The organism is Parasphingopyxis sp., from assembly GCF_052168295.1.
Lineage (GTDB): Bacteria > Pseudomonadota > Alphaproteobacteria > Sphingomonadales > Sphingomonadaceae > Parasphingopyxis.
The window spans coordinates 1-23,613 of the sequence record NZ_JBQLZN010000074.1 but is presented as its reverse complement, the minus strand read 5'-3'; the positions used below and the strand labels follow the sequence as shown (position 1 = coordinate 23,613).

Here is a 23,613-nt window from a genome sequence, read left to right as displayed (position 1 = left end):
ACCCGATGCACCCGCTGGCGCCGAAGCGGGCTCCGGCGTCAACGATGCGACCGGACAGCGCGAAGAGGTGAAACCGGTTGCGGGCGAAGGCACGCCGTCCATCGAGATCCGCACCGACGATCCCGAAGGCTGCCCGGCATTTTTCGGGCGTACCGTTACAGGCGTCGTCAACGGCACATCGCCGGACTGGATGGCCAAGCGGCTGCGCGCCATCGGCCAGAAGCCGATTTCCGCGCTCGTCGACATCACCAATTTCGTGATGATCGATCTCGGCCGACCGCTGCACGTTTATGACCGCGCGACGCTGGGCAATGCGATCTTCGCGCGCCGGGCGGAAAATGGCGAGAAAGTCGTCGCGCTCAACGGCAAAGAGTACACGCTCGACGACACGATGACGGTGATCGCCGACGATTATGGCGTCCACGATATCGGCGGCATCATGGGCGGCGAACATTCGGGCGTGCAGGACGGCACGAGCGATATTGTGATCGAATGCGCCTATTTCGATCCGCCGCGCATCTCGCGCACCGGGCAGAAGCTCGGCCTGATGTCCGATGCGCGCGCCCGCTTCGAACGCGGCGTCGATCCGGCCTTTCTCGATGACGGGCTGACGGTCGCCACCCTGCTCGTGCAGGCGCTGTGCGGCGGCACGCCATCCGAAGTCGTGCGCGCGGGTCAGCCGCCGCTCGAAACGAAGACCGTCAGCTACGATCCGCAACTTGCCGAGACGCTCGGCGGCCTTGCCATCCCGGCCGACAAACAGCGTGCGTCGCTCGAAGCGCTCGGTTTCACCGTCACCGGCGACGGCCCGTTCGAGGTCACGGCCCCGACATGGCGGCGCGATGTCGATGGTGCGCCCGATCTGGTCGAGGAGGTGCTGCGGCTCGAAAGCTATGACGCCATTCCGTCGACCCCGCTGCCGCGCGCCGAGGGCGTCGCGACGCCGACCGCCTCGCCCGAACAGAAGCGCGAACGCACCGTGCGGCGGGCAGCGGCCGCGCGCGGGCTGAACGAGGCGGTGACCTGGAGCTTCATTCCGGAAGCCGAGGCCGCGCTCTCCGGTGACGCGCCCTGGATCCTCGCCAATCCGATCAGCGAGGATATGAAGGTCATGCGCACCTCGATGATCCCGGGCCTAGCCGCCGCCGCCAAGCGCAATGCGGATCGCGGCGCGGACAGCATAAGGCTGTTCGAGATCGGCCGGCGTTACCTTGAGGAAGAAGAGCGCCCGACGCTCGGGCTGATCCTCGCGGGCGCCAAGGATGAACGCCACTGGCAGGGCGGCGGCGAGCCGTTCGACGCCTATGGCGTCAAGGCCGAAATCCTCGCGCTGCTCGAGGCCGCCGGTGCGCCCACGGCCAACGTGCAACTCTTTGGCGATGCGAGCACGCTCTATCACCCGGGCCGCTCGGGCCGTCTGTGCCTCGGCCCGAAAAACACGCTCGCGGAATTCGGCGAGCTACACCCGGATACACTGAAGGCGCTCGATCTCGACGGGCCGGTCATGGCCGGCGAAATCTATCTCGACGCGATCCCGATGCCCAAGGCTAAGGGGACCAGCTCCGGCCATATGCGCAAGGCCTTCACCCCGCCCGCGCTGCAGGCCGTCACCCGCGACTTCGCTTTCCTTCTCGATGCGGACACGCCCGCCGGCGACCTGCTCCGGGCGGTCAAGGGCGCGGACAAGCAAAATCTTGTCGATGCGCATATCTTCGATGTGTTCACCGGCGAGGGTGTCGGCGAAGGCAAGAAATCGGTCGCGATCGAAGTGACGCTGCAACCCGCCGAGAAGAGCTTCACCGAGGAGGATCTTAAAGCGATTTCGGACAAGGTGGTGAAAGCGGCGGAAAAAGCGGGCGGTGAACTCAGGGGTTAGCGCCCCAGCAAGAACACCGCCTGTTCGGCCAGCAGGTTCGCCGCACCGGCGCCGCGCTGCGTATTGCCGCTCAGATACCAGGCGCGTTCCACCGCCAGCCCCTGTTCGCCGACCAGCGCGCGGAAATCGTCGATGGTGACGTGATGGATGTTTTCCGTCGCGTACCAGCTTAGGGGCAGCGCGCCGGTGACCGGCATCCGGCCGCCGAACATCAGGCTGGCACGGACGCGCCAATAGGCGAAATTGGGGAAGCTGACGAAGGCGCGCGGCGCGATGCGCAACAGCTCGCCGAGGATCGCGTCGGGCGCGCGCGTCGTTTGCAGGGTCTGGCTGAGAATCGCATAGTCGAAGGCGTCGTCCGGATAGTCGGCGAGATCGGTATCGGCATCGCCCTGCACCACGGACAGGCCCTTCGCCATCGCCTGCGCGACATTGTCGGCATCGAGCTCGAGCCCGCGGGCATCCGCGCCTTTCGTATCGCGGATTGCCGCCATGAGGCCACCATCGCCGCAGCCGATATCGAGCACGCGCGCGCCCTCGGGCACATGATCTGCGATGATCGCGAGATCGGGGCGGAGCGGGTTCATCTGTCAGACCTTCGCTTCGCTCAGGCGCGGCACCGGCCCGCACCCCCTCCCGGCCTCCCAACAGGGTACACTCAAGTGGGAGGCCGGGAAGGGGTGCGGGCCGGTGCGGCGAACTTCCGAAAGGAAGTTTCTGACAAACAAAATCCTCACTTCCCCTCCCCCGCTCGCAGGAATCCGTCGACCGTCGCGTTCATGCCTGGTGTGTCGAGCAGGAAGGCGTCATGGCCAAAGGGGGAAGAAAGCTCGACGAAACTGACCTCGGCACCGCTTGCATTGAGCGCGCGGACGATCATTTTCGCCTCGCTCGTCGGGTAAAGCCAGTCGCTGTCGAAGCTGATCACGCAGAAACGGGTCGGCGATCCGGCAAAGGCATTGGCGAGCAGCCCGCCATGTTCTTCGGCCAGATCGAAATAGTCCATCGCGCGCGTGATATAGAGATAGCTGTTCGCATCGAAGCGGTCGACGAAGCTGATCCCTTGGTGCCGCAAATAGCTTTCGACTTGGAAATCGGCGTCGAAGCCGAAGGTTTTAGCTTGGCGATCCTGCAGGCGCCGGCCGAACTTCTCGGTCAGGCCTTCTTCGGAGAGATAGGTGATATGCGCGGCCATGCGGGCAACGGCGAGGCCTTTCGTCGGCTGTTCGCCGTCCGCATAATAATCGCCGCCGCGCCAGTTCGGATCGGCCATGATCGCCTGCCGCCCGACCTCGTGAAACGCGATATTCTGCGCCGAATGGCGGGGCGCGGTCGCGATGGCGACGGCCGAGCGGACGCGTGCGGGATAGCAGGCCGCCCATTCGAGCACCTGCATCCCGCCCATCGAGCCGCCGATCACGGCATGGAGCGTTTCAATGCCGAGATGATCGAGCAGCATCGCCTGGGCGCGGACCATGTCGCGGATCGTGATGACCGGAAAGCGCATCGCATAGGGCTTGCCGTCCTCGGCGAGGCTCGCCGGACCGGCGCTACCCATGCAGCTGCCGAGTACGTTGACGCAGATCACGAAATGGCGGGCGGGATCGATCGGCTTACCCTCGCCCACCATGCGCGCCCACCAGCCCGGCTTGCCGGTCACGGGGTGAGTCGAGGCGACATGCTGGTCTCCGGTGAGTGCATGGCAGATCAGGATGGCGTTGGAGCGATCTTCGTTGAGCGCGCCATAGGTTTCGTATGCGAAATCGACGGGCGCGAGCGACGCCCCGCCGTCGAGCGTCAGCGGCCCGGGCAGGCTGACCGCGCGCGCGGCGCCGAAAAGAGAAGCATCATCCGCCATGGAGAAGCGGCGCTAGGGCGCGCGGGGCGGGCTTGTCAAACCTTTGTCAGACCTTCGGCTTCGCCTCAGGCGCGGCACCAGCCCTCTCCCCCTCCCGACCTCCCACAGGATACAATGAATGGGAGGTCGGGAGGGGGAGAGGGCTGGTGCCGCGATTTTCCGTCAGGAAAATTCTGACAGACAAAAGCTTTTCGGTTGAGGATGCCCAGAATCCCTCTATTTCCACACGCATGACCGGCCCCACCCCCAAACCCTGGATCGCGGCGATGACGCCCTACACGCCCGGGCGCTCGAAAACGGCGTCCGACGGGCCGGTCGTCAAACTGTCGTCCAACGAAAATCCACTGGGAACGAGCGCGGATGCGGAACAGGCGCTGGCAGACGCGCGCGACAGCCTTGCCCGTTATCCCGACCCGGCATCGACGGCGCTGCGCGCGGCAATTGCCGAATTGAACGGGATCGAAGCCGAGCGGATCATCTGCGGCACGGGCTCGGACGAGATTCTGCACCTGGCCGCCGGCGCCTATGCCGGCGTCGGCGACGAGATCCTCTATGTCCGCTACGGTTTCTCGGTCTATCCGCTGTCGGCGCAGCGCGTCGGCGCGACCCCGGTCGAGGCCGCCGATGCCGACTATGCGACGGATATCGATGCGCTGGTAGCGGCGATCACGCCGGCGACGCGCGTCGTCTTTCTCGCCAATCCGAACAACCCGACCGGCACCTATACGCAGATGGTCGAAATCCACCGGCTTCATGACGCCATGCCGCCGGATTGCCTGCTCGTCATCGACCAGGCCTATGCCGAATATCTCGATCCGGACGAGGCCGGAGCGCCGCTGAAACTTGCCGAGGATGCGCATAATATCCTGATAACACGTACTTTTTCAAAGATTTACGGACTCGCGGCGGAACGGATCGGATGGGGCTATGGCCCCGCAGCCGTCATCGATGCGCTGAACCGGATCCGCGCCCCTTTCAACGTCACGACGGCCGGGCAGGCGGCCGCGATCGCCGCGCTGGGCGACCAGGATTTCGTCGAAAAAAGCCGCGCGCATAACAGGGAGTGGCGCGGCTGGCTGGCGGACCGGATCGGACGGCTCGGCAATGCCGGGCTGCGCGCCGTTCCGTCGGAAGCGAATTTCCTGCTCGTCCTGTTCGAAGGGAAATTGAGCGCGGAAACGGCCTATGAGGGCCTGATGGCGCGTGGCTTCATCACCCGCTGGCTGCCGGGGCAGCAACTGCCGCATGCGCTTCGCATCACGATCGGTACAGATGAGGAAACGCGCGGCGTCGCGGCGGCGCTTGAGGAGCTAGTCGCCGCCCATCTCTAGATCGTTGATCAGGCGGTGCACGCGCGTTTCGATCTCCTCGCGCGGAAGGCCGGTGGGGATCGGCGCGAAGAAGCGATAGGTGACGACGCCCGGCCGCTTGATCCAGCTGTCGCGCGGCCAGACATGGCCGCTGTCGATCGCGATCGGCACGACCGGCAGGTCGAATATCTTGTAGAGCCCGGCAAATCCGGCCTGGAGCGGCGGCCGCTCGCCCGGCGACACGCGTGTGCCTTCCGGAAAGATGACTATCGACCGGCCCGTCGCCAGTATCGCGCGCGTTCGCTTGAGCATCGCGCGCATGGTTTTCGCGCCGCCCGAACGATCGACGGCAATCCCGCCATAGCGGATCGCCAGCCACCCCCAGCCGGGGATGTCCGTCAGCTCCTTCTTCAACACAGGCGCCGGCGTATCGAGCAGGTTCAGGAAATCGAGCGTTTCGAACATCGCCTGATGCTTGGCCGCGAACAGATACTGGCCGGCCGGGATATCGCCCTCGATCCGCACGGTAATGCCCAAAATCCAGCGCGCGCACCAGCGATGGAAGCGCACCCAGGCATAGATCACGCCGTGCATGGGCCGCTTTCCGAGCGCCGCGCCGATAAGGGCCGCAACGACCCAGGGCACCGTCAACCCATAGAAGATCAGCATGAAAATGATCGTCCGGATTGCCGCCATGCCGCCTATAGCCCGATCAGCGCGCTCAGCCGGCGCAGCAGATATTTATTATATTCCAGAAAGAGTTGCATGAAACTCGGTTCGCTCGGTACGGCATCGGGCAGCAGCGTGACGTCATCGTCCAGCTCGCGCTTAAATTCGAAGCGCGCCCGCGGCATGTGCCAGTCAGTGGTGACCAGCCTCACGCTCGAAAAACCGTTCTCCCGCATCCACTCGGCCGCCTCCGCGCCGTTACTGCGGGTGTCGACCGCTTCCTGGCCGAGATCGATGCAACAATCGAACAGTGCTTCGGGTTTGCCGATCTCTTCGGCCAGTTCGACCGGCCGCACCGTGCGGTTGACGCCGGAGATGAGCATCCGGTCCGCCTGCCCGGCTTCGAGAAGCTCGATTCCGCGCTCGATCCGGTATTCGCCGCCGGTCAGTACGATGATCGCGTCCGTGCGCTGCTCTTCGGCCGGCCCGGGCAGGCCGACCGCGAAGGCCGCAAAGCCAAGCGCCCATAACAGCACCATCAGGGAAAGAATACGCCGCACCATCGCTCGGGGCTTATAGCAGCTTTCTGAGAACGCCAATCACGGTGTAGCGCGCGACCAGGGTCGAAACCGCGGCGCCCGCGAAGGGCAGCAGCGCCAGTATCGCCCAGGCGAGCAACGGGAGCGTCGCCGAACCGAGCAATTCCGATCCCACCGCGCCGATCCGCTGGCCAAGCAGCAACAGGACGATCACTGCCACCAGAAATCCGATCAGGCCGCCGAACAGCGCGTCGAGCGCGATCCGCCGCTGGAACAGCCGGGCGATCTGCACATCGGTGGCGCCCATCAAGTGGAGCACCTCGATCGTGCTGCGATGCGTGTTCAGCGCCGCGCGCACGGCGAGGATCACAGCGGCCGCGAGGGCCCCCGCCGTCAGCACGACCAGCGCGAAGGCGAGCCAGGTCAGCGATCCGATCAATCCGGCAAGCGGCGCGAGAAACTGGGCATGGTCGTCCACACGCGCGGCGGGCGCGACATCGGTCACCGTCGCCTCAACCCGGGCGAGATCGTCATGCGCTTCCTCGGTCAACGCCGCGTCGATCATCGTCGGGACCGGGATCCCTTCCTCATCGCCGGCTGCTCCGATCCAAGGCTCGATAAGCGCATCGATCTCCTCGTCCGAAACCCGCACCACCTCGGTCACACCGTCCATCTCGCTGAGCGCCGCCATGGCGGCACGCGTCTGCGCTTCCCGCAGATCCGGATTGGCTTCAACGATCTGCACCGTGATGCGTTGCGCGATACTACCGGTCACATTGCTTGCCGCATGGTTGAGCGCGAGGCCACCGGCCGCGGCAAGCACAGTCAGAAACATCATGATCGCGATAATCCAGGGCATCGGACCCGACAGGCGCCCTTCGGTGAGCAGCCGGCGTTCGGCGGGGCTCGCGGCGAAAGGAGGGATCACTTGGCCGGCTTTCCGGATCGTCCGGCGCGGGGTTCGCGCGGCGGATGCCGGAGCGCGCCGGTCGGATCGGACAGGCGCCCGCCCTCTAGCCGCATCATCTGCGCGGTAGAAACGCGGCTGAGCAGATGGATGTCATGCGTGGCGACCACCAGTGTCGTGCCGAGCTTGTTGAGCGCGTCGAACAGATGGAGCAGCCGCGCCGCCATTTCGGGATCGACATTGCCGGTGGGCTCGTCGGCAATCAGGATCTCCGGTCGCCCGATCACCGCGCGTGCGATCGCAACCCGCTGCTGTTCGCCGCCCGATAGCGTGGCCGGGCGCGCGCTGGCCCGGTCGGACAGGCCGACCCAGGCGAGCATCTCGTTCACGGGCGTTGCGAGCTCGCTCTCATCGACCCCGGCAACGCGCAGCGGTAAAGCGATGTTGTCGAAGGCGGACAGATGCGGGACGAGCCGGAAATCCTGGAATACGACCCCGATCCGCCGGCGAAAACCCGGCAGCCGGTCGCGCGGCAGGGTCACGACATCCTCGTCGAACAGCCGGATCAGTCCGCGGCTCGGCCGGAGTGCCAGATAGAGCAGTTTGAGCAGCGAGGTCTTACCCGCACCCGAAGGGCCGGTGAGAAAATAGAAGCCGCCGCCATCGAGCGAAAAGCTGACGTCAGACAGCGTTTCTGCGCCCGTTCCGTAGCGCAGCCCGACATTTTCGAACTGGGCGATCGTCGTGGCCATCGGCGAGCAATGGCACAGGCCCCTATCCGGCGTAAAGCACACAACGCACATCGCCGGCGACCTTGCCAGCCGGGGCTTTGCGCGCGTAAATCAGCGGCATAACCGTAACCAGTTGGCGTTCCCGTTGCATGATCCTCGTTTGCCCCGCCTGTTCGACCCGCTACCTGGTGCCCGACACGGCAATCGGCGTCGACGGCCGCCAGGTGCGGTGCGCCAATTGCCGGCATAGCTGGTTCGCCGAAGGGCCGGATACCGCGCCAGAACCGGCTCCCGAGACGACTGAAATGCCGCCGCCTCCGGCGCCTGTGCAGCGCGAATTTTCCGAGGCGCCTGCGGCGGACTCCGCGACCGAGGCCGCGCCAACCGAAAAGCCGCGGCGAGAATCCGGCGACAGCGATCCGTTCGCGCACGAGCCGCCGTTCAAGCCGCGCCGTAACCCGGCCAAGATGTGGACCGCAATCGCCGTCGCCATCTTCGTCGTGCTCGCGGGCGGCATCGGCGCGGTTGCCTGGTTCGGGCCGCCGAGCTTCATCGCCGGCATGGGCGGCGACGCGACCGACGGGGCGCTGGACGTCCAGCTCGTCCGCAGCCCCGAGCGGCGGACGCTGGCAAGCGGCCACGAGCTGCTCTCGATCTCCGGCCGGATCGTGAACATGACCGACGAGGAGCAGCGCGTGCCAGACATCCGCGCGGAACTGCGCAATGCGCAGGGCGCGGTGGTCTATGACTGGACGATCCAGGCGCCGCAGCGCACGCTCCCGCCGCGCGAAATGGTCGAATTCAATTCCGCCGAGATCGATATCCCGCGCAACGCGGAGGAGTTGAACCTCAAATTCGTGCCGTTCGAAGGGGCGTAGTTCCTCGGACCTTCCGTCCGCTCCGATGCAGCATCGGAACCCTCTTCCCTCGCGCTAGAACCATCCTATGCTGTCGCCGCTGCGCAGATCAGGGAGGCGACTATCCATATCGGCATCTTGACGGGTGGGGGCGACGTGCCGGGTCTTAATGCGTGCATCCGGGCGATCACGCTCGGTGCGCTCGAAGAAGGCTGGCAGGTCACCGGCTTCCGCCGGGGCTGGAGCGGATGCCTGTTGATCGATCCTGACGATCCGGCGAGCGTCGCGGCGCAGACCTGGAATCTCGATCGCGACCGGGTGCGCGGCATCGACCGCGTCGGCGGGACAATCCTCCATACGTCGCGCACCGATCCGCGCACGCAGAGCGAAGGCGATCGCACTGATCATGTGCTGCACGTGCTCGACAGGCTCGGCATCGACGCGATGATCACGCTCGGCGGCGACGGTACGCTCCGCTTTTCCGCGCATCTCTCGGAACAGGGCGTCGACGTCATTTCGGTCCCCAAGACGATGGACAACGATGTTCACGGCACCGATTACTGCATCGGATTTTCGACGGCGATCACCCGGTCCGTGGCGGCGATCAACGCGTTGCGCACCACCACGCGCAGCCATGAGCGGATCGGCATTATCGAACTATTCGGCCGGCGCTCGGGCGAAACGGCGCTGTTGTCGGGCTTCCTGGCGCAGGTCGCGCGGACGGTCATCGCCGAAGTCCCGGCAGATCCCGATATTCTGCTGCCGCTGCTCGTCGAAGACCGGCAGCAAAGCGGCGAAAACTATGCCATGTGCGTCATATCCGAAGGTGCACATATCGCCGGGGAGGGCGCCAATGCCGATCTCGCCAAATCGGCCTCGCACCGCACGGACGGCGGCGTCGGCCAGCGACTGGCGCGGATCGTCGAAGCCGAGACCGGGATCGGTACGGTGGTGCAGGAGCTCGCCTATCTGATGCGTTCGGGCGAACCCGACGCAATGGACCGCATGGTCGGCTTCGCGTTCGGCGGTCTTGCCGTCCAATTGCTACGCGACAAACGGGCGGGGCGCATGGTGGCGCTGACCGACGGCAACTACTGTCACGTCCCGATCGCAAGGCTGCTCGACCAGCAGAAATCGGTGGATGTCGACAATCTCTACGACCGCGAGACGTATCGGCCGAAATTTCCCCGCATCGAAGGCATGCCGATGTTTCTTTATTGAGGCCTGTGCCTCAGTGAAACTCGATCAGCCGTAACGCCTCGCGCCGATCCGCATCGACGTCGTGTCGCTCTATCCGGAAAAGGCGTGTGATAGCGGAGGACGGCGGAGCCTCGAAACGCGAAAAATCGATCTCTTCGGCCGCGACGATGCGCGCCGTTGCGCGTGCTTGCGCTACAGCCCCGGCTTCAGGGGCGGCTGCGAGCAGAAAAAGTGCGGAGAGCAAGGCCATAGGGCCGGGCTAAGGCGGCCAACCGGCGCTGAATAGGTAAAGAAATGGTTAAACCGGCTCGAAAAGAGCGTTAATTCGGCACGCCGCGCGATTATTCGCGTGTCCGGCCTGATCGGACGCGGATCGGGCATTGCGCGCCCGCGCGCCCTTTGCTAGAGGCTCGCGCCTGCCAGAAGCCGGACAGCAGTCCGGTGTCTTGAAAATGTGCGGTCGTGGCGGAACTGGTAGACGCGCAACGTTGAGGTCGTTGTGGGCTAACGCCCGTGGAAGTTCGAGTCTTCTCGACCGCACCATTTTCCAATTTTTCAGTAAGTTAGCGCAGCCGGAAGTTGCGCGGCGCGACTTTTTGTTTGTCAGACCTTCGGCTTCGCCTCAGGCGCCGCATCAGCCCGCTCCCCCTCCCGGCCTCCCAAACAGGGTACACCCGTGGGAGGCCGGGAGGGGGAGCGGGCTGGTGCGGCGATTTCCCGATAGGGAAATTCTGACAAACAAGACTTGGGCCGGGCCCTATTCCGAAGCTGCCCGCCCGCCACCGACGGCGATCGTGCCGAGCCGGATACTGTCATTCTCATCGGTCACGAAGGCGCGGCGGCCGAGATTGGCGGACGCGCCGACGGCCTGGGCCGACAGTTCGGCCATCCGGATCGAATATTCGCCATAGGGCACGCCCTCGAACACGAAGAATCCGTCGAAATCGGTGCGGATCGTCTTCACGACGCGGCCTTCGATATCGACCAGCTCGAGATCCACGCCCTCCAGCGCCCCTCCGCCCGCGCGCACAAGCACACCGTCGATTTCGCCGGCGCTCACCAGCGGCAGCTCGACCATCGCCGCAACGCCCGGCCGCGGTGTGACGACAACGCCCGGCCCGCGCGGCTGTACGAACGGATCGGCGAGCGAGGAGGTGTCGATACCCACGAGAATCGGGCGATAGGGCGTGAGTCCGGTAACGACGGCCGTACCGTTCGCATCCGTCGGTTCGTTGGCCGGTGCACGGCCGGTGGTGATTTGCACGCCTTCCTCGTAAGGCTCGTTGGGCTGGCGCACGCCGTCATTATTGAGATCGCGGAACACCCGCGCCACGGTCTGGCCGCTGCTTGCGAGCTTGTCGGCCGTCATATGGATGCCGCCGCGCGGGTTCGGGCCGATGCTGAAGGCGAGATTGAGGCCAGCGGCGACCGAACCGTCGGTCGCGGCTTCCGCCGAAGCCGTCAGTGCGAGCCTGTCGAACCGCCGCACATAGCCGATGCTCGCCCGGGCGCGATCGAGCGTCGCCTGATAGCCAAGTTCGGCGCGCCAGGCGCTGTTTTCGCCGCTCGCCCAGTCCGCGGTGAACGATGCGCTCTCGAACCGGCTGTTGGGCGAGAGCCGCCACCGCGCTTCGCCGCGCAGCCGCACGCGCCCGATCCGGCCATTGGCGAGGATTGCGGCGTTGGTATCGGCCGGCGGACCGATCGGGTCGGCAAAATCATTGCCGACGCCTTGACGCCGGTATCCGATCTCGCCGGTCAGCGCGAAACGGCGCATATTGGCGGAAATCCGGGCCGCAACGTCGATCTGGTCGGCCCCGTTGCTGCGCGTCTGATAGGTCGCCTGGACGCGCACCGGCATGACGAGCCGGCCGATATTGAGGCTGTGATCGACGGCAAGCGTATGCCGCCCCGTCGTATCGAGGCTGTAGCGTTCGGTCTGGAAATCGCGGGCGAGCACCGATTCCGCGCTGACATAGGCGCGGCCGAACCGCCCCAATAATTGCGCGCGGGCGGCATAACCCCCGTTATCCGCCCATGCCGCCGTGATTTCGACCAAGGCCGGGCCAATCGCCCGGCGAACCGATCCTTCGACGACCGTCACCCTCTCGTCCGCGATGACGAGATTGTTGAGCTGGAACGCCAGCGATGTGCGCGGATCGAGCCCGCGTTCGATGCCGAAACCCGCCCGCCAGTCACCGCCGCGCCGTAAATTGTCGTTATCGAGGTTGATCAGGTCGCGATCGTCCTGGCTCGCGCCCGCCCAATACCAGGTCTGGCGCGGCGGAATGCTCGCCGCGCCGACATTGATGACCTCGGTATCGCGCCGGATCTGCCCCTGCGGGCCATACAGCACGATTTCGAACCGGTTGATGCCGTAGCGCAGCTCGACATCGACGAATTCGTACCGCCCATCGCCGCGATCGAGCGAAAAGGCGAGCAATTGGCCGTTTCTGTAGAGCTCGGCCTCCCAGCCTTCGGGCAATTCGCCGCGGAAAGTGCGCCGATCGAAGCTGTCGGGCTGGTCCAAGGGGCGGTTCGTGACGACGAAACCCCGGCCCGGCGTCGGTTGCGCGGCGATCGGCGACGTCTGGCTCGACACATCGCCGATCGCGAAATGCGTGGCACCGAGCGGACCCAAGAGATTCGGCTCGTTGGAACTGCGAAATGCGCGCATGCGCAGGGATCGCGGAACGCCGCGATCGTCCGAGGCAAGCCGCGCATCGAAAGACGCGGTCAATATCTCGCCGGCAGCGTAAATCTCGTAGCGGCGCTCGAAACCGCTATCTCCGCGTTGACGGTCCCGCAATCCGCCCAGCGCGACGACGACGTCGACGGAGGGCGTCCGCCACATCCGATAGGGTGTATTGGCTTGCGGCAGATCGGCAAGATCGAAATCGAGGCGCGGCCGCAGAGACGCGGCGCGGGCACGCCTTTGCAGCGCGCGTTCCACGGGCAAGGGCTGCTCGGAACTCAGCAGCAGCACCGCATTGCGCAGATCCGCCTCCATTGTGACGCCAAACCAGGCCGCAAGCGCCTGGGTCGCCACGCACCACCCTTCGGGCGTGTCGAAGACGATGCCCGATGGCAGGCGCTCAGAGTTTTCGCCGAAGCGGACCCGTTGCCGTTCGCGATCGATAACAATCTGATTTTCTTCGTTAAATGCCCAGCCTTCGGCGCGATTGGCGTCTTCGTCTATCGCGATGGGGAGATCGAGTGCCGCAATCGTATCGGCGAGATCCAGACACACACTGCCGGGCGTCTGATAGCCGCGCACGCCGTCGCCGAGCCGATATTCCCCCAGTCTGACGTCAAAAAGAAGCGAATCGTCGGGATGCGCCTCCCACTCGGTCTGCGCCGAGGCGCCCGCCGCTCCGAACAGAGCGGCGAGACCCGTCAGAAAGAGTGTCGCGCTATGTTTCCAGCGAAGCATCGCGCCTCGCTCCCCGGTACCGCGTTACCGCAGCACCGCTTCGGTTTCGGCGATCAGCCCGCCGCCGCTGCTATCGGGTTCGCGATACTGGATGCGCACCGGGCCGGCGAGCGCGCCCTGGAATTCCTCGGAAACCGGCAGAATCACGGTGCGGCCGGTAATTTCCGGGTACACCGCAACGCCGCGCGCCCGGGCGATGGGCACGTCGACGCCGGGCCGCGTCACGGTCACCTCGCCATAGACCGACCGTTCGCCCTGCCGGCTCATATCGAAGGCGATGGCGCGTACGCCGTCTTCCTCGACGATCCGGGGATTGGCGATCGCCGCCGTCGCGGTGAGGTTGCCGTGGCGCACGATGATGGGAATAGTGACGCCGTACACCGGGATCAGGCGGATCTGGAATCCTTCGCCGCCCGCTTCGCCCTCGGCTGCGGCCGGGCGCGGGCGCGGAATGGCGCGGAACAGCATATGCACGCGATATTCGCCATCGGCGAGGCCTTCGGGCGCGCGCACGCCGATGCGGATCGCCTGGGGCTGGTTCGGCGGCAATACGACGCGGCGCGGCGCATAGCGGATCATGCCAAGCGCCGCCTCCTCGATTTCGTTCGGTATTTCAACCTCTTCAAGCCCGCCATCGGGCGTCATGCGCCGCAGCTCGAGCGAAATCCGATAAGTCGCCTCTTCAGTGCCGATATTGTTGAGGATCACCTCGGTGCCGCGCGAACCGTTGAGCACGACCCGGGTCGGCGCTACGAGCAGGTCGTTGGCGTGAACCGGCGCCGGCGTGGCTATCGTAGCGGTGGCGAGCGCCAAGGCGGCGGCGCCGATACGGACGCGGGACGACAAGTTTTCGAGGATCATAGCTCTCTCCGTCTGAACACAGACCGGGGCGCCCATCATCGATGCGGCAAGACCTCCGGAAATCCTCGCGAAACCTTGCAAAAACTGGTTACTTTTCCGTCAAGAATTGGCGGTTTCGCAAAGAAAAGCCCGGCAGCGCATGCACGCTGCCGGGCGAGGTTCAGATCAGGCCCGCCTGGCGCGGGCTTCGAATATTTTACTGATAGTCGGCGGTGACGGTGAAGGTGCCGTCATAGGTGCCGGCCGGCTGGTTCGCCGCAACCGACAGATCGCCGCCCACATAGAGCGCGACCGCCGAGCCCGTCATCGCCAGCGTCGTCGACGAAGCGCTCAGCGAAATCGGCATGCTGTTCGTGCCGCTGGTCAGCTGCGTCAGGCCGCTCAGAGCGACATCGACACTCAGGCCGTTGGCGCCCGTGACGTCGAACGCAGCCGACGAAACGAGCGCACCGCCCGCACAGGTCAGGCCGCCGCAATTGCGCGTGCCCGCGGCATTGGCGGCGACCGAAACCGTGCCGGCGACCGTGTCGTCCGGAACGATCGTGCCGAAGTTCAGGTCGGCAGTCTTGCTGATCTGGACCTGCTGCAGGATTTCAGCGGTCGCATCGGCCGTCGCGGTCGCGGCGTTTGCAGCCGAGCCGAACGAAGCCATCGCGGCGCCCGCCGCGAAAACGGTGATAAGCTTTTTCATTGGATAGTCCCTTTTCCACTTTCCGAATTGTCTTGAACGGAACGTGTCCCCCGCGCCATTCAGCCGCCCTTTTGGCGCGCCATGTTTCAGAAAATGCGAAGGATTGTGGTTAAAGCGGCTTTAATATCTGCCGCGCGCCATCACTCATATTCGGCGCTGATCCGCATCCGGCCGCGGAAACGGCCGACATCGGTGCCATCGACATCGATCCGGCCGCCGAAGGAAAAGCGCAGATAGCCGTCGCTGCCGATACGCGGCTGTGCCGGCAGATCGCTATGCACGTCGCGCAGTTCGACGCGGCGGCCGCCCGGTGCGCGCAGAATCACTTCGTCGGGCAGGTCCACGCGCACGGTCCGGCCCGGCTCGCCGCGGATCGTTACGGTGCCGCGCATCGCCATGCCGCCGAGATCGAGCAGGCGCGTTAGCCGCCTTTGACCGGTGATCGGATCGATCTCGGCCTGGCCGCCCTGATAATCGATGAGCGCCATACGATCGAAATCGATGCCGGTGTCGATATCGATCTGGAGCGGCTGCGACGGCCGGCCGCGAGCCATGATCGGATCCGAATCGTCGCACAGCCGGCAAGCGCCTTGCGCGGCGGCTTCCGACGGCAGCGCAAAAGCCGACATGCCGGCCAATAGCAGCGGCGCGAGAAGAATATGGCGGACCATGCCCTTTTTTCGCGCGCAACCAATCAACATATCGTTAACGATAGGCGGCGGCGTTGGCGCTTCCCCATCGCCGCCGCGTCGGTTACCAAAGAGTGTCCCTGTGCCCAGACTCACGCCCCATATCAACGCGATCGGCGCGGCAACGCCGGATCACGATATTCACCAGGCCTTTATCGGCTGGGCAGGCGAGCAATTGTCGGACCCGCGCGAACGGGCGCTGTTTTCCCGCATGGCCGAGCGATCGGGGATCGAGCATCGCTGGTCGGTTTTGCCGCGCGGCGAAAATGGCGGCTCGCCGGTCAGCCCGGAAGGTTTTTATGCCGATGGCATGCCGCCGACATCGGCGCGAATGCAGCATTATGCGAAAGCCGCACCCGCGCTCGCCCTGGAAGCGGTCGGAAATCTGCCGGATACGCTCGATCCGGAATCCATCTCGCATCTCGTCGTCGCCAGTTGCACCGGTTTTACCGCGCCCGGCCTCGATCAGCTCGTCGCCCGGGCGCTAGGGCTTTCGGGATCTGTGGAACGCACGTTGGTCGGTTTTATGGGCTGCTATGGCGCGGTGACGGCGTTGCGCACCGCCTATCATATCGTCCGGTCGGAGCCCGATGCCCGGGTGCTGGTGATCGCGACCGAACTCTCGACGCTGCACCTGCAACCCGACGACGCCTTGGAACCGCTTTTGGCCATGCTACTGTTCGGCGATGGCGCGGCGGCCGCCATTGTCAGCACCGAGCCGCACGGATTGGCGATCGACGGACAATTTGCTGCAACGCTGCCCGACTCCGAAGCGCTGATCCAATGGCATGTCGGCGATACCGGTTTCGCCATGCATCTGTCCGGCGAAGTGCCAGGGCGGCTCGGCGATGCGCTCGCCCAGTCCGATCTGCGGCGCTCGATCTGCAACGGCGCGGGGCTCGATGCTATAGACAGCTGGGCCGTGCATGGCGGCGGACGCTCCATCCTCGATGCGGTCGAGAAGGGGTTGGGGATAGCGCCCGATGCGCTCGCACATTCCCGCGCAATCTTGCGCGAAAAGGGCAATATGTCCTCGGCCACGCTGATGTTCGCGCTCCAGCGCGTCATGCAGGGGCCACCGGTCGATAACGGCATAGCAATCGCCTTCGGCCCGGGCCTTGCGGCCGAGGGCTTCCGCTACAGCAGCGCATGATGGCCGATCTCGCACAGCGCGCGATTGCCGAGGAGCAGATGGACGCGCCCGGCCTCGCGCCGGACATCTACGCCGCGGTGCTGCGCGACCTTGAGAAGGCGAATTACTGGACGCTGTCGGCCCGGCCAACCCTGGCGTTTCTGGAACGCGCCATGGAGGGCCGCGACCGCTTCACCTTACTCGATGTCGGCTATGGCGGTGGCGGGATGCTGCGCGCGATCGCGCGATGGGCGGCAAAGAGGGGCTATCCGGCCACGCTCACCGGCGTCGATCTGAACCCGAACAGCAAGGCGGCCGCCGAAGCGCTGACGCCTGCGGATATGGAGATCAGCTATCGTACGGGCGACTATGCCGATTGCCCGCCCGCCGATTTTGTCATTTCCAACCTCGTCGCCCATCATATGACGCATGACGAGCTCATCGCCTTTTTGCGCTACATGGAAACGCATGCGCGGATCGGCTGGCTGGTCAACGATCTGCATCGCCATCCGCTCTCCCATTTCGGCTATCCGCTGCTCGCGCGCCTGATGGGCTGGCACCCGATCGTCCGTGCCGACGGCCAGCTCTCCATCGCGCGTAGCTATCGCCCGGACGAATGGGCGCCCATACTCGAAGAGGCCGGAATAGCGGCCGGCGCAGCCCGCGTCGTACGCCGTTTTCCGTTCAGGCTATGCGTCGAACGGCTGCGCTGATCGCGGGCGGCGGCCCGGCGGGACTGACCGCCGCGCTGACGCTGGCGCGCGACGGCGCCGAGCCGATCCTGATCGAGCGTCATGCCGAGACGCCCGACCTGCTGTGCGGTGGGTTTCTGAGCTGGCAGACACTGGATACGCTCAAACAGATCGGCATCGATATGGACGGGCTTGGCGGCCATGCCATCGATCGCGTTGGGCTATATGCGGGCGAGGGTTCGATTGTCGCGGCCTTGCCGCGCCCCGGCATCGGCCTGTCCCGGTATCGGCTCGACAGCGCGCTGCTCGACGCGGCAGAGGCGGCGGGTGCGGATATTAGGCGCGGCGTGGCGCTGAGCCGCGCGGACGCCAGCGGCACCATCCGGCTCGCCGATGGCGCGGAGATGGCTGCAGACGCGCTGTTTCTGGCGACCGGCAAATATGAGCTGCGCGGTTTGAAGCGCCCGGTCTCGCAAACGGACAGCGATCCCTGGATGGGTCTGCGCTACCGAATCATGCCGTCGCCGCAGCTATATCGTTCGATTGAAAGCGCAATCGAGATGCACCTGTTCCGGGGCGGCTACGCCGGACTCCTGCTGCAGGAAGACGGGACGGCCAATCTCTGCCTCGCCACGCGCCGGTCGCGGCTGCGCGATGCGGACGGCGATCCGATGCAGCTTCTCACCCTGCTCGCCGCCGAATCGCCGGTGCTGGCGGAGCGGCTCAATGGCGAGAAACTGCCCGATGCCGCCGATGCGGTGAGCCGGGTGCCCTATGGCTGGCGGATGCGCGACGGGCAAGCGGGGCTTTTCCGCATCGGCGATCAGGCCGCGGTGATTCCCTCGCTCGCCGGCGAAGGCATCGGCATTGCGCTCGCGAGCGGGCGTGCGGCGGCGCAGGCTTATCTCGAAAACGGCCCGGGGGGCGCAATCGCATTCCAGCAGGATTTCGCGCGCGCCGCGAAACGGCCGATCGCTTTCGCCTCGGCGCTCAAGACGCTGGCCGATCGCCCGCGCCTCGCACGCCAAGCGCTACGGCTCGGCGCTGTGCCGGGTCTTGTCGGGATGCTCAGCGCGGCGACCCGCATTCGCGCTTGATACGCGCGGGCGGCCTGCCCATATCCGGGCAATGGATAAGCTCGAACTCAGCGACGTCGAATGGCGCGACCGCCTGACCCCCGAACGCTATCATGTGCTGCGCGAAGCTGGCACCGAGCCGGCCTTTGCCGGCGATCTCTACGACAATCACGAAACCGGCGATTATCTCTGCGCGGGCTGCGGGCTGAAACTATTCGACAGCAAGACCAAATATGACAGCGGATCGGGCTGGCCGAGCTTCACACAGCCGGTGAGCGCGGACGTCGTCACCGATCATCGCGACACGAGCCATGGCATGGTGCGCACCGAATCCCGATGTGCGCGTTGCGACGGCCATCTCGGTCATGTCTTCCCGGACGGACCGCCGCCGACTGGCCTGCGCTATTGCATGAACAGCCTGGCGCTGGAGTTCATGCCGAAAGATGCGGATTGACGCCGGTAAGCGCGACAACCCTTCCCAACCAGAGAACAACTGATTCAGCCCACATTCAGTCGCACTAGGCGCTTGTGACAGGCTGGTTACGCGCATAGGGCTGACAATCGAAATGGCGGCATCTCGAGCAAAGACGCGCGGGCCGGTCTGGCGCATCACTATCGGGCTGATCAAGTTCGGCCTTTACGCCGCTTTTCTGGGCATCGTTGCGCTTGCGGTCGCAGTCGGCATCGCCATGTCCTCACTGCCCGATTTCGAAACGCTGCAATCCTCGCCCAATGGGCAGACGGTCCGCGTCCATGCCGCCGACGGGACGGTCATCTTCGCTATGGGGCCGAGCTATGGGCAGTGGCTCCGGCATGACGAAATTCCGGAGATCATGCGCGATGCGATGATTTCCGTGGAAGACCGCCGCTTCGAGAGCCATTTCGGCGTCGACCCGATCGGCATCGCGCGCTCCGTCCGCGTGCGGATCGAGCGCGGCAGCTGGGTCCAGGGTGGATCGACGATCACCCAGCAGCTCGCCCGTAACCTGTTCCTCACCAACAGCCGCACCTTCGGCCGCAAGGTCCGCGAGATCATCCTCGCGCTGGCGATGGAACGGACATTCACCAAGGACCAGATTCTCGAACTCTATCTGAATCGCGTCTATTTCGGCGGCGGCGCCTATGGCATCGATGCCGCCTCGCGCCGCTTTTTCGGCCATACGGCGCGCGATCTCGATCTATCCGAGGCCGCGGTGATCGCCGGGCTGGTGAAAGCGCCCTCGCGCTATTCGCCGACCGCCGATGCGCAGGCGGCGATCGGCCGGGCCGGCGTCGTGCTCGACCTGATGGTCGAGACCGGCCAGATCAGCGCGAGCGAGGCGGCCGCAGCCGCGCCCAACGATGTCGCCCTTGCCCCGCAACCGCGCCGCAACTCGGTCCGCTATTTCACGGACTGGGTGCTGAACCAGCTCGACCTGCTGATCGACGAGACGCGTGCGCCGATCGATGTGTGGACGACGCTTGATCTCGATATGCAGGCCCAGGCGGTGAACTCCGTGCGCGCGCATACGCCTGAAGGCGCGCAGGCCGCGCTCGTCTCGCTGGATCGCGACGGTGCCGTGCGCGCAATGGTCGGCGGCACGGACTATGTCACATCGAACTATAACCGCGCGGTCACCGCCGTGCGCCAGCCGGGTTCGGCATGGAAGCTGTTCGTCTATCTCGCCGCGCTCGAAAATGGCTATACGCCGAGCGACCGTGTCGTCGACGAGCCGGTAAACTGGAATGGCTGGCAGCCGCGCAACAGCTCCGGGCGGTTCGCGGGCGAAATGGATGTACGTTCGGCGTTTGCCTATTCGGTCAATACGGTCGCGGCGCAACTGGGCGCCGAAGTCGGGCTGCATACGGTGGCCAATATGGCACAGCGTTTCGGGATAACGACGCCGATCAATACCCATCCCTCGATGGTACTCGGCACGTCCGACGTGCGGGTGATCGACATGGCGCGCGCCTTCGCTTCTGTGCATGCCGGCGGCACCGCGGTCGAGCCCTACGGGATCGTGCGGGTCACGATGGAAGACACCGACACGCGCGAGGAGATCGAGCTCTACCGCGCCGAGATCGATCAGTCGCGGGTGCTCGTCGCCCCTTATGTCGCGGCCGAGATGACCGACCTTCTGCAGACCGCGGTTGCGACCGGCACCGGCCGGGCCGCGCAGATCGGCCGGCCGGTCGCCGGCAAGACGGGCACGACGAGTTCCAACCGCGACGGCTGGTTCGTCGGTTTTTCATCGGGTCTCACCACGGCCGTCTGGATGGGGCGCGACGATGCCCGCCGCGTGGCCGGCCTGCAGGGCGGGCGGGCTCCGGCCCGCGCCTTTGCCGATTTCATGCGCTATGCGGTATCCAACCGGCCGGTCGAGGAATTCGATACCGACGTAACGCTCCCCGAATGGCAGCTCGAGGGCGAGGACGACGCCTATTTCGGCGATCCTTATGGCGACGAGATATTCGTCGACGAGAACGGCATGCCGATTACCGGTCCGGGAATCTATGGCGAGGACCGGCGCTATGAGGACGGCGTCGGAACCCGCGACATGGACGAGGAATGGCTCGACGAGGTGCTCCGCCGAAGCGAGGGCGAGCGGCGCGCGGAACGCGAACAGGAGGATGAGCCGCCGCGCGACGAGCGCGAACCGCCCGTCGCGGTCCGGTCTCAGGACGAACAGCCGACCCAGTAGAGCGCCGCGCCGTTATCGCGCAGCCAGGCCCGTTCGGGCGCCGGATCGCGGCCGAAGATATCCGCGACCAGCGCATGAAACTGCCGACTGTGATCCATATGGACGCGGTGCGCGACCTCATGCGCGACCGCGGCCGACAGCACGTCCGGCGGCGCCATGACGAGCCGCCAGCTGTAGCGGATATTGCCGGTCGAGGCGCAGCTGCCCCAGCGGCTGCGCGGATCGCCGATACTGACGCGCGCGACATCAACACCCGCATGTCGTGCATAATATTCTGTCTCTTCGGTCAGGGTGCGGCGGGCTTCTTCCTTCAGCCAGACCAGTACGCGCCGCGCAATCGCCTCTTCCGGGCCGCCAAGCTGCAATCGATCCGCATCGAGCGCGGGTTTGCGCCGATAGTGTTCGGACCAGTCCACGCGGATATCGCGGCCGCGATAGGGCGATGACGCGTCCGCGACGATTGGCTGCGGGCGTGGCAGCTGCGCCAGCCGTTCCTCTATCCAGACACGCTGGCTCTCGGCCCATTTGCGCGCTTTCGCCGTACTACCGCGCTGCGGCATGCTGAGCAGCACGCGGCCGTCGCGCGGATCGACGTGGAGCCGGAAGGAGCGCGCGCGCGGATAGCGTTTGATGGTCAGCGCGCGCCGGTGCCCGCCACCCTCGAACAGCGGCTCAGAGGGCGCGGTCGACACAGTGATGGTCGAGATCGCCGGCGTCCTTTTCCGACACCGTCCAGCCGCGGATAGATTCGCCCGCTTCGTGTACGGCCTCGCGGTCGCCGCACACCAGATAGTGCCAGTCGGGCAGTGGTTCGCCGCGCGCGAGCCGGCGATAGGCGCAGGTGCCGGGCAGCCAGGGAAAATCGTCCATCTTGCGCGCCGTGAGCCGCAGGCAATCGGGCACGTGGATCTGCCGGTGCCGATAGTCCGTGCAACGCGCGGTTTCGAGATCGAGCAATTTGCAGGCGACATTGGTCGGCTGCAGCGCACCGGTCTCCTCATCCTCCAGTTTGTGGAGACAGCATTTGCCGCACCCGTCGCACAGCGCTTCCCATTCGCTGCGCGTCATCTGATCGAGCGTTTTCGTTTCCCAGAACTTCTGCGCCAACGGACCGGCCTATCGCGCCCAGGCGGCCATGGAATCGGCGATCGCCTCGGGGCTGTCCTGGATTGGCAGGATCACGAGCGGTTCGCCTTCGGGCCCGAAGAGAATCGCATTATTGCTATGATCCACGAGATAATTGCCGGACCCGTCATCCTCGCCGAGTTGATAATAGACGCCATAGCGTTCCACCGCGGCATCGATGGCTTCGCGCGATCCCGACAGGCCGACCATACGCGGATGAAAACTGTCCGTGAATTGCTGCAGAACGTCCGGCGTATCGCGCGCTGGATCGACGCTGATGAAGATCGGGGTGATGGTTTCCGCAAGCTCCGGATCCCGCTCTTCGAGCACGCGCATCGCCTGGCCGAGTTTCTGCATGTCGACCGGGCACACATCCGGGCAGAAGGCATAGCCGAAATAGACGACGCGGTTCTGCCCGGCGAAATCGGTATCGCGCACCGTTTCGCCATTTTCGTCGACAAGCTCGAACGCGCCGCCGATTGCCGCGCCTTCGAGCGGCGGCGGGGCCGAACCGTCCGGATTGGCTGAGCAGGCGGCAAGCAGACACGCCGCCAGCAGCGTCGAAAGACCGGTCTTTGCGGATTTGCGTTCGTTCATGGCGGGGCCAGTCATGCTTTGCTAAAGGGCGGGTGACAAGTATTTAGAAGGTAGGAATTCCATGTACCGGATCAATGCATCCCGTCCGTCTCGAAAAGCGATCGCGGTGCTCGCTGCCGCGCTCGGCGCCATTCTCATGCCGATCCCCGCATCGGCGCAATTCTCCGACACGTACAACTTCCTGCGCGGCGTACGCGACCGCGATTTCGCGACCGTGCGCGATCTCGTCGAAGCGCCGAGTTCGACGGTGATCAATGTGCGCGATCGTTCGACGGGCGAGGCGGCGCTCCATATCGTGACCCGCGAACGCGATCCGCAATGGGTTCTCTATCTACTGCAGCGTAATGCCAACCCCAATATCCGCGACCGGGAGGGCAATACGCCGCTCCATATCGCCGCGCAGATCGGCTTTCCCGATGCTGTGAACTGGCTCCGGATCGTGAATGCCGACCTGAACGCGCGCAACAATCGCGGGGAAACGCCGCTCATCCTGGCCGTTCATCAGCGCAACGGCGCGATCGTCCGCCAACTCGTCGATGCCGGCGCCAATCCCGATATCGCGGACAGCGTCGTCGGCCTGTCGGCGCGCGACTATGCGGCCCGGGACGCGCGTGCGGCAGACATTCTCGAAATTCTGAATTCGGCGGAAGAACAGCCGGAAGATACCGCGGTTTTCGGGCCGAGCCCCA

Annotated in this window: 23 protein-coding genes and 1 tRNA gene; 11 read left to right on the top strand and 13 right to left on the bottom strand. The window is 65.3% G+C overall.

The genetic code is table 11. The features are described 5' to 3' along the window. Positions 1–1,876 (top strand): phenylalanine--tRNA ligase subunit beta (pheT, locus tag ACTS1Z_RS11765; RefSeq protein WP_442624658.1); only part of this gene is annotated, 1,876 nt, incomplete at its 5' end. Here pheT and metW read toward each other — a convergent pair. Together metW and metX are read right to left on the bottom strand one after the other, a co-directional pair. Further along, positions 1,873–2,463, bottom strand: a complete 591-nt coding sequence (gene metW / locus ACTS1Z_RS11760; RefSeq protein ID WP_442624657.1) for a methionine biosynthesis protein MetW — start codon at positions 2,461–2,463, stop codon at positions 1,873–1,875. The genes pheT and metW overlap by 4 nt on opposite strands. A gap of 146 nt (positions 2,464–2,609) precedes the next feature. Then, the gene (gene metX, locus ACTS1Z_RS11755; RefSeq protein ID WP_442624656.1) at positions 2,610–3,734 is read right to left on the bottom strand and encodes a homoserine O-acetyltransferase MetX; all 1,125 of its coding nucleotides are present in this window, start codon (positions 3,732–3,734) and stop codon (positions 2,610–2,612) included. Between the two features lie 230 nt (positions 3,735–3,964). On the opposite strand from metX, the gene hisC reads away from it, so the two are divergent. Continuing rightward, positions 3,965–5,065 (top strand): histidinol-phosphate transaminase, encoded by a 1,101-nt coding sequence (gene hisC, locus ACTS1Z_RS11750; protein ID WP_442624655.1) that lies wholly within the window; start codon positions 3,965–3,967, stop codon positions 5,063–5,065. On the opposite strand, the gene ACTS1Z_RS11745 is transcribed toward hisC, so the two are convergent. Genes ACTS1Z_RS11745 through ftsE form a run of 4 tightly spaced genes read right to left on the bottom strand, consistent with a single transcriptional unit; the run spans position 5,045 to position 7,911 of the window. Then, positions 5,045–5,740 (bottom strand): lysophospholipid acyltransferase family protein, encoded by a 696-nt coding sequence (locus ACTS1Z_RS11745; protein ID WP_442624654.1) that lies wholly within the window; start codon positions 5,738–5,740, stop codon positions 5,045–5,047. The two genes, hisC and ACTS1Z_RS11745, sit on opposite strands and share 21 nt — an antisense overlap. Positions 5,741–5,745: 5 nt before the next feature. Then, a complete protein-coding gene (locus ACTS1Z_RS11740) occupies positions 5,746–6,276 on the bottom strand; it encodes a YdcF family protein (RefSeq protein WP_442624653.1) in 531 nt (176 codons plus the stop codon). A 10-nt stretch (positions 6,277–6,286) separates the two neighbouring features. Beyond that, the gene (locus tag ACTS1Z_RS11735) at positions 6,287–7,180 is read right to left on the bottom strand and encodes a cell division protein FtsX (RefSeq protein ID WP_442624652.1); all 894 of its coding nucleotides are present in this window, start codon (positions 7,178–7,180) and stop codon (positions 6,287–6,289) included. After that, positions 7,177–7,911, bottom strand: coding sequence for a cell division ATP-binding protein FtsE (gene ftsE, locus ACTS1Z_RS11730; protein WP_442624651.1), 735 nt, complete (start codon positions 7,909–7,911; stop codon positions 7,177–7,179). The genes ACTS1Z_RS11735 and ftsE overlap by 4 nt, the downstream gene beginning before the upstream one ends. A 128-nt stretch (positions 7,912–8,039) precedes the next feature. On the opposite strand from ftsE, the gene ACTS1Z_RS11725 reads away from it, so the two are divergent. The 3 genes from ACTS1Z_RS11725 (at position 8,040) to ACTS1Z_RS11715 (ending at position 10,490) form a co-directional block, all read left to right on the top strand. Further along, positions 8,040–8,768: an MJ0042-type zinc finger domain-containing protein gene (locus ACTS1Z_RS11725; RefSeq protein ID WP_442624650.1), complete on the top strand. Its 729-nt coding sequence runs from the start codon at positions 8,040–8,042 to the stop codon at positions 8,766–8,768. Between the two features lie 117 nt (positions 8,769–8,885). Then, entirely contained in the window at positions 8,886–9,968 is a 1,083-nt protein-coding gene (locus ACTS1Z_RS11720; RefSeq protein WP_442624649.1) for a 6-phosphofructokinase, read from the top strand. 435 nt (positions 9,969–10,403) lie between these two features. Beyond that, positions 10,404–10,490: transfer RNA gene (locus ACTS1Z_RS11715), tRNA-Leu, on the top strand. Between the two features lie 214 nt (positions 10,491–10,704). On the opposite strand, the gene ACTS1Z_RS11710 is transcribed toward ACTS1Z_RS11715, so the two are convergent. The 4 genes from ACTS1Z_RS11710 to ACTS1Z_RS11695 form a co-directional block, all read right to left on the bottom strand. Further along, a complete protein-coding gene (locus ACTS1Z_RS11710) occupies positions 10,705–13,380 on the bottom strand; it encodes a SpaA isopeptide-forming pilin-related protein (RefSeq protein ID WP_442624648.1) in 2,676 nt (891 codons plus the stop codon). Between the two features lie 24 nt (positions 13,381–13,404). After that, complete coding sequence (locus tag ACTS1Z_RS11705; protein WP_442624647.1) at positions 13,405–14,241, bottom strand: fimbrial biogenesis chaperone; 837 nt, start codon at positions 14,239–14,241, stop codon at positions 13,405–13,407. 196 nt (positions 14,242–14,437) lie between these two features. Next, the gene (locus tag ACTS1Z_RS11700) at positions 14,438–14,932 is read right to left on the bottom strand and encodes a DUF4402 domain-containing protein (RefSeq protein WP_442624646.1); all 495 of its coding nucleotides are present in this window, start codon (positions 14,930–14,932) and stop codon (positions 14,438–14,440) included. A gap of 140 nt (positions 14,933–15,072) precedes the next feature. Next, on the bottom strand, positions 15,073–15,603 hold the full coding sequence (locus ACTS1Z_RS11695) for a DUF4402 domain-containing protein (RefSeq protein ID WP_442624645.1): 531 nt from the start codon (positions 15,601–15,603) through the stop codon (positions 15,073–15,075). 100 nt (positions 15,604–15,703) lie between these two features. Between ACTS1Z_RS11695 and ACTS1Z_RS11690 the strand changes: the two genes are divergently transcribed. The 5 genes from ACTS1Z_RS11690 (at position 15,704) to ACTS1Z_RS11670 (ending at position 21,202) form a co-directional block, all read left to right on the top strand. Then, positions 15,704–16,774 carry a type III polyketide synthase gene (locus ACTS1Z_RS11690; RefSeq protein ID WP_442624644.1) on the top strand — a complete coding sequence of 357 codons (1,071 nt, stop codon included), beginning with the start codon at positions 15,704–15,706 and terminating at the stop codon, positions 16,772–16,774. Next, the gene (locus ACTS1Z_RS11685; RefSeq protein WP_442624643.1) at positions 16,774–17,466 is read left to right on the top strand and encodes a methyltransferase domain-containing protein; all 693 of its coding nucleotides are present in this window, start codon (positions 16,774–16,776) and stop codon (positions 17,464–17,466) included. The genes ACTS1Z_RS11690 and ACTS1Z_RS11685 overlap by 1 nt, the downstream gene beginning before the upstream one ends. Then, positions 17,445–18,542, top strand: coding sequence for an NAD(P)/FAD-dependent oxidoreductase (locus ACTS1Z_RS11680; RefSeq protein WP_442624641.1), 1,098 nt, complete (start codon positions 17,445–17,447; stop codon positions 18,540–18,542). Before ACTS1Z_RS11685 ends, ACTS1Z_RS11680 begins: the two co-directional genes overlap by 22 nt. A gap of 31 nt (positions 18,543–18,573) precedes the next feature. After that, positions 18,574–18,975, top strand: a complete 402-nt coding sequence (gene msrB / locus ACTS1Z_RS11675; protein WP_442624640.1) for a peptide-methionine (R)-S-oxide reductase MsrB — start codon at positions 18,574–18,576, stop codon at positions 18,973–18,975. 112 nt (positions 18,976–19,087) lie between these two features. After that, positions 19,088–21,202 (top strand): transglycosylase domain-containing protein, encoded by a 2,115-nt coding sequence (locus ACTS1Z_RS11670; protein WP_442624639.1) that lies wholly within the window; start codon positions 19,088–19,090, stop codon positions 21,200–21,202. Here ACTS1Z_RS11670 and ACTS1Z_RS11665 read toward each other — a convergent pair. The 3 genes from ACTS1Z_RS11665 to ACTS1Z_RS11655 are packed head-to-tail and all read right to left on the bottom strand — an operon-like array spanning position 21,178 to position 22,924. Beyond that, positions 21,178–21,894, bottom strand: a complete 717-nt coding sequence (locus tag ACTS1Z_RS11665; protein WP_442624638.1) for a M48 family metallopeptidase — start codon at positions 21,892–21,894, stop codon at positions 21,178–21,180. The two genes, ACTS1Z_RS11670 and ACTS1Z_RS11665, sit on opposite strands and share 25 nt — an antisense overlap. Then, a complete protein-coding gene (locus ACTS1Z_RS11660) occupies positions 21,875–22,270 on the bottom strand; it encodes a YcgN family cysteine cluster protein (RefSeq protein ID WP_442624659.1) in 396 nt (131 codons plus the stop codon). Before ACTS1Z_RS11660 ends, ACTS1Z_RS11665 begins: the two co-directional genes overlap by 20 nt. Positions 22,271–22,318: 48 nt before the next feature. Next, complete coding sequence (locus ACTS1Z_RS11655; RefSeq protein WP_442624637.1) at positions 22,319–22,924, bottom strand: SCO family protein; 606 nt, start codon at positions 22,922–22,924, stop codon at positions 22,319–22,321. A gap of 61 nt (positions 22,925–22,985) precedes the next feature. Here ACTS1Z_RS11655 and ACTS1Z_RS11650 point away from each other — a divergent pair. Further along, a partial coding sequence (locus ACTS1Z_RS11650; RefSeq protein ID WP_442624636.1) for an ankyrin repeat domain-containing protein occupies positions 22,986–23,613 on the top strand: 628 nt, incomplete at its 3' end.